Genomic DNA, 6,733 nt, shown 5'->3' on the forward strand with positions numbered 1-6,733 from the left:
TCTGATTCCCGGATTCCTACAATTGCAGGCAGAAGGTCTGAGCAACATGGATCTGGCAGGAGCCAAAGTGAAAATTAAACCCTATTCAGATTCCTTACTGGGAATGCCGGTTTACGACGATGACATCTGGAAAATGATATTCCGTTTTTCAATCAATTTAATCGTTATGGTGGTACTGATCCGGATGATCTATTACCCTACTACCAAACGCAAAGACTATTTATTTACCTACATGATGATCGGATTCATTTCCTTCTTCATTTGTATTGCGCTTAAAAATAAAGATATCGATACGGGGATGGCTTTGGGATTATTCGCCATTTTCTCCATTATCCGTTACCGCACCGATGCCATTCCGATTAAGGAAATGACCTATCTGTTTATTGTCATTGGAATTTCCGTAACCAATGCACTTACCGGAAAAGACAGTAGTTTAATTGGCTTGTTATTCATCAATGTTTCCCTGCTCTTTTTAGCATACGGTTTCGAAAAAATCTGGCTGCTTAAACATGAATCTACACGCATAGTGCTCTATGAGAAAATAGAAAACATAAAACCCGAAAACCGCGCAGCATTAATTCAGGATCTGGAAAACAGAACTGGAATAAAAATCAATCGCGTAAGCATCGGTAAAATCGATTTCCTCCGCGATGTGGCGCAGATATTTGTACACTATTACGAGGACGAACAAAAAAACATCAGCAATTACGCATCCACCTCCACTTCCGACGGCGATGATGATTAAAAAACGGATATATATTCTTGCGCTATTTCTATTGTTTTGCGGCAATGGAATGGCGCAGTATTGGGACAATCAGCAATGGTTTGCTCCTTCTTTAAAGTATAGTCTTTCCAAAGAATTAAAACTCGAATTCGAACAGGGATTTCGCTTTTCGGAATTCTCTCAGATCAACACGTCCTATTCCGATTTCGGTTTATCTTATAAAATCAATAAGCACTTTAAAATAGCAGGTGGTTATCGCCACATCTACCGCGGCACCTGGAACGACCCGGATAATATCGACGATCGTTTTTATGTAGATGGATCTACCGAAGATAAAAATGGAGATTTTAAATTCGGCTGGAGAATGCGATTTCAGGCGCGTTTTCGCGATTGGCATACCAGCGAAATGGGATGGCGACCACAACTCATCTGGAGAAATAAAGTATCTGTTTCCTATAAGGGAATTGATCATATCACACCCTATATCAACATCGAATTATTTACGCGATTAAACGATTTGGGAGAAAAAATATATAGTCAGCAAATCCGCTATTACCTCGGTGCAGATTATGAAATTTCCAAAGAAGTGGAGGTTGGTTTATTCTATATGCACCAACGCGAATTCAATTGCAAAAATCCGGAATTCAATCACGTTATCGGATTAAACCTGAACTTCAGTTTGTAATTAATCGGCAATTAACAAGACCACTGCAGATGCAGTAATTCCCTCTTCGCGTCCCACATAACCCAATTTTTCATTGGTGGTTGCTTTAATGGAAATATCGTCGGCCGTTACTTCCAGAATAGCAGCAATGCTTTCGCGCATGGCATCAATATGGGGTTTAATTTTTGGTTTTTCCAAACACAACATGGCATCAATATTATTGACGCGAAAACCTTTTTCTTTAATCAGATCAAAGGTCCGTTTCAATAAAATTTTCGAGTCGATCCCCTTAAATTCAGAGGAAGTATCCGGGAAGTGAAATCCGATATCCCGTAGCGACAAAGCGCCAAGCATGGCATCACAAATAGCGTGTAAAACAACATCGGCATCGGAATGACCAACCGCTCCTTTTTCTGCCGGAATCTTAACACCGCCCAGCCACAAATCATAACCTTCGCTCAGGCGATGAACATCAAATCCATAACCGATCCGAAGCTTCATTAGTCAACTCCTTTGTCTTTGTCCTTCTTCAGACTTTCGAACGAAAAGCGCAGTGAAAAACGAAGTGTACGGTTCAACGGATTTTGTTGGGAGATCGAAATCAGATACGATAAATCCAAAGAGAACACGGAATATTTAATCCCTGCTCCAATCGTGAAATACTTTCTGTTTCCTTTGCTGGCATGCTCATGAAAATAACCGGCACGCGCAGCGAATTGTTTGGCATACCACCACTCAATTCCGGGCGACAAAGTAAATTCTCTTAATTCTTCTTTGAATTTGGATCCTTTTTCAATTTGGGCTTGTCCATTGGCATCGTAAACGGGATTACCGCTATTGTCATACACAAAGGTTCCTGGTGCATCATTGAATGACCCAAAAATACCGGCAGCAACACCTACATTCGGATCACGGCCGCTAAGAATGGATGGATTTCCATCGGCATCATACACAACACTTCCGAGACTGTCTAATTCATAAATCGGAGGAGTTGGAACAAGTAGTTTATTCACGTCGAACGCAAAAGTAATTTTGTTGTATTCGTCAGGATTCAAACTTAATGCCGTTCCCAAGCGCATGTTGCAGGGAAGGAAATCGCGTTGTGCGGTATTGGTGTAATTCATTTTTGCACCAATGTTCGAGATGTTAAACCCTAATCCTAAATCGGCATCCATATCACCGAGTTTCACATCGGGATTAGTATAGTATCCGCTCACATCCACCGCCACCGATTTTCCGGCCTTGGTATTGGCACCCTGCACAATTACACCACCGGTCAGGTTAGAGTAAATGAAACGGGCCGACATGGCCATGGAGAAACGATCGGATAATTTACGCGAGTAGGTTCCATCCAGCGAAAATTCATTCGGAACATAATCGCGGATGACGCTACCATTCTGATCGGTGAACGTAATGTTTCCTAATGAAAAATAACGCAAGGCAGCACCTACGGCCGATTTTTTATCGAGTTTTTTATAGCCTGCTAAATAAGCAAGATTAATATCGGGAACAAGATTGCGTAACCAGGGAGAATAACTCATGGAGAATTCCATTTCATTATCCGCAAAAGCAAGCTTCGCAGCATTCCAATGAATGGCATTCGCATCCGGTGAAATAGCAACCCCGGCATCACCCATAGCACCGGAACGGGAATCCGGACCAATTTGTAAAAATGGAACTGCAGTGGTAATGGTATTTAACTGAACCTGTTCCGCTCTTGAACTCTGTGTCTGAGCCATCCCTTGAGAGGCCACAATCAACGCCAAACCAGCCAGGCCACTTGTTTTCTTATTCATCATTATTGCTTGTACTTGGTGAAAAGTCAACAAATATACGCAAAAGAAGTTCGTATATTGTTCAGAAGGGAGGCTATTTGAGGAAGGGTAGAAATCCGAGGATAAACATCAACGGAGAATCACCAGTTTTTCAAATTTTTCAAGCGTATTGCCATCCTCGGTTCGCACCTTTACGCGATACACATAGGTCCCGATGGCCAGCTTATCACCGTAATCATCCGTTCCATCCCACTCAATCGGCGAGATCCGGTAGCCCTGGGTGGCGACATTCTCCTGAATGGTTTTCACCAGCTTTCCGGCAACGGTAAATACCTGTATCTGTACATCCAATTGGGCGCAACTTTGATTGTGTTCAAAGAAAAACTGCGTACGTGTGGTAAAGGGATTCGGATAATTCAATACATGATCCAGCGCAATTTCGGCAGAACTTGCTACCACAAAATCAGTCGTTGCTTCGGCTGAATTATTATACACATCCCATACCTTGAATTTCAATTCATGATTTCCTTCCGATAATTTTTCGAATTGATACGAAACCACTCCCGCCTGGTAAGTGTTCGCTTCCGATTGGTAAAATTCATTGAGCACAATCGGATTCGAGGTGTTTCCGTCGAGCACCGCGGTGATGTCGTGACCAATCCCCGTGCCTACTGTATTCACACCGTTTTCATCCGAAACTTTAGCAAACATTTTCGGATTCTCATTGGTAATACTTCCGGGAACAAAATTCTCGTCGTTTAGAAACAAATGAACGGTGGGACCCTGATCATCCACAGGAGCGTTTGGATTAGTTCCTCCAACAATGAAATTGAAATCATATCCATTGGCATCAACACTTCCATCGTGTGCGTAAAAACTGAATTTCCCTGGTCCAAACTGATAGGAAATATCTTTTGGCACTACAAATGAAAAACTAAAATATCCATTGGTAATCGTTGCTTTACCACGGTAAATAACATTGTTGCGCAAATCAAACGAGCGGACATACGACCCCGGATCATTTCCTAAAGTATAAAGCGTTTGTTCTTTATCAAACACAGTAGGAAAACAGATTCCGTTATAAGAAGTTAAAATATTTCCCTGCTGATCTTCGATGTGACCGGTCACTGTAATCCGCGATAAGGCTTTTAAAGTATCTGTTGCTCCACCAATGGCCACCGAATTAATGGAATCTGCCACCACCTTATGCTGAGGTAATTTTAAGCGGACAGCCGGATCTCCCAATAAGGTAAAATTGCGGGTATTGGAAGTCAAAATCTGATTGATCGTTAAATTTTTGGTGAGCATAAAAATATCACCCAGGGTGCGGGGATTTCCATTGCTGCGTTGCAATACTACACGATTAAAGTTTTTGTTCAGTGTTTCGTTCGGACCTGAATACACCAATCGCGTAGTGGTGAGTAATGCAATTCCACCGCCATTTCCATTAAGCAAAACATATTCACCTGCAGAAGTTCTTCCCGGATCATCAAAACGTGAAAACTCACAGGTGGCGGTCATGAACAAAGGTAAACGCGGCGAATTGGACCATCCGTTTACAGTGGCAACATCCAAAATTCGCTCATGTGCCCAACCTACCTCACCACCGTGACCAATATAATTCACTACCAAAGCACCACGTTCCACACTCGATTTTATTTTTTCGGTCGCCTGCGGATAGCGTTCTCCACCCGGAGTACTTTCCTGCAAGAAGGCGTCGAGATAAATTTTCTCCACATTAATCACCGGGTGAATTAATTTCAGTGAATCCGCAAACTCTTCCGCACCGTCGATATACGTATTGGCATCTTCATCATCGGCAATAAAAACGTACCAGTTTCTCCAATCACCAAGTGATTCATTATTGTTGGCATTGCAGCAATCCAAATTTGTAGCAGAACTTGCATTTCCTGAATTCTGCGAATAATTCCTGATTTTATCTACCACCGCCTGGGCTTCGTCGGTATTCTGACATGGAATTCTTCCAACGGCCATATCGAGTAAATCCGAATTATTCATGTTTTCTGTCGGATCCAGCATCACAAAATAATCATCCGAAACAAAACTCACCGTAACCAATGTCGATTCAATCGATTCATACGTTGGAATAAATGAAGTATTCCCCCCCGCGCGGTTTTTATTATCATAAGAACCATCGCCCATGAGTAAAACATACTTCGGAAGCAAATTAGGATCGCCCCCAGCGCGCTCGTAAAACATGCGTAAAAATTGTTTTATCGCTGTTGCATCTTTCATGCCCGAAGAAAACTCGTTGTAAATGGAAAATACGTTGACCACTTGCGAAGTTGTTCCTTCGGCATTATGTAAATCGGCTAACTGCTGGGCTTGATTGTAAAAATTGGGATGGGTAACAATGATCAGATCAGTCGGACTCAATGCATGCAAATCCTGATTATCGACTTTACCGAATTTAACCGGTGTTCCAAATGAAGAACTGGAACTAAAGCAGACAAATTCACGCAGTGCATCAGCTTCCAAACGGAACGAGGCCAAACCGGAAGCAAGTGTTAAATTCTGATTCATCACATTCGTGGGATCGGTCACTTCCCAAACATGAAGATCTGAACTAACATAATTAATTTGATAGTCGGCAACATTCCCTGTTCCTACCGAATTTTTGTCCTTGAATTCCATTACGCCGGAAGTAAACAACAATAAGCGTCGTGCCGTTACTTCCAGATAATTCAACCAGCCTTGCGATATGGCAGAATATTTATTGAATTGAATTTTGATATCTACAGAAGAGGAAACAGGTAAAAAATTCATTATACCATTACCCGGATTAGCAGCTGCTGCATAAGATCCGGTTCCTACACCAGGAATTGAAATGGTCATTGCTCCGCTGGTCCCAACTCCCGTTATGTAAAAATTACTCGATCCCGATCCCGGAGTTTTTGCGGCCATGTCGGCTTTTACACGGACAGGTTGCGTAACATCAATATTCGGAAAGGAAAACGAATAGGTGTTTTCGGTGGAAAAATCGAACAAATCGCCATACCATTCGCGACCCGATTTCACCAGATTGTATTGATCCGGTTCAATGAATTTCATTTCATCGAAACTTGTTACCGTATGCGTAGCACTTAATGAAGTTGACGATTGATTGGTAATTCGTTTTGGACTTAATGTGCTGCTGTTTACATTCACAAAATAATAGGAGGTGTCGCAATAAATATTACTGGTGTGGTAATAATACTGTCCAGATACATTGTACTTGATCGTATGCGCCGATTTAGCATAGAATAAAAAATAATCTCCCGCATCAAAGGTGCCATCATTTCCATCGTGCATTTCAATGGCATTTTGCAAAAGATCATCCGGACGATAATCCAGATTATATTCCGGCAACATTCCAAAACTATTTCCAAACAGATTAATCGCATCAGAATTCACATTTTGAAGATTGGCGCCCATAGCAACTAAATCTTCGTAGCTCACTTTGTAAACTCCGTTTTGCAAAACCCCCATTTTATACCAGTCGCCACTTCCCGGAGCCATCACCGAACTGGAAACAAAACTCCGGTTATTACTTCTGGTTTGAAGTGAAGT

5 protein-coding genes are annotated in these 6,733 nt (G+C 42.0%); 2 read left to right on the forward strand and 3 right to left on the reverse strand.

Annotated features, from left to right (window positions below):
* Positions 1-46 precede the first annotated feature (46 nt).
* The gene (locus K1X56_10935) at positions 47-745 is read left to right on the forward strand and encodes a DUF4956 domain-containing protein (GenBank protein MBX7095231.1); all 699 of its coding nucleotides are present in this window, start codon (positions 47-49) and stop codon (positions 743-745) included.
* Positions 735-1,409, forward strand: a complete 675-nt coding sequence (locus K1X56_10940) for a DUF2490 domain-containing protein (protein MBX7095232.1) — start codon at positions 735-737, stop codon at positions 1,407-1,409. The genes K1X56_10935 and K1X56_10940 overlap by 11 nt, the downstream gene beginning before the upstream one ends.
* Here K1X56_10940 and ispF read toward each other — a convergent pair whose 3' ends face one another.
* The 3 genes from ispF to porU form a co-directional block, all read right to left on the reverse strand.
* Entirely contained in the window at positions 1,410-1,889 is a 480-nt protein-coding gene (gene ispF, locus K1X56_10945) for a 2-C-methyl-D-erythritol 2,4-cyclodiphosphate synthase (GenBank protein MBX7095233.1), read from the reverse strand. It abuts the gene before it with no gap.
* On the reverse strand, positions 1,889-3,187 hold the full coding sequence (porV, locus tag K1X56_10950) for a type IX secretion system outer membrane channel protein PorV (GenBank protein ID MBX7095234.1): 1,299 nt from the start codon (positions 3,185-3,187) through the stop codon (positions 1,889-1,891). The genes ispF and porV overlap by 1 nt, the downstream gene beginning before the upstream one ends.
* A 105-nt stretch (positions 3,188-3,292) precedes the next feature.
* Positions 3,293-6,733: type IX secretion system sortase PorU (gene porU / locus K1X56_10955; protein MBX7095235.1), on the reverse strand; the 3,441-nt coding region annotated here is incomplete at its 5' end.

This window comes from Flavobacteriales bacterium (assembly GCA_019694795.1).
GTDB lineage: Bacteria > Bacteroidota > Bacteroidia > Flavobacteriales_D > UBA2798 > UBA2798.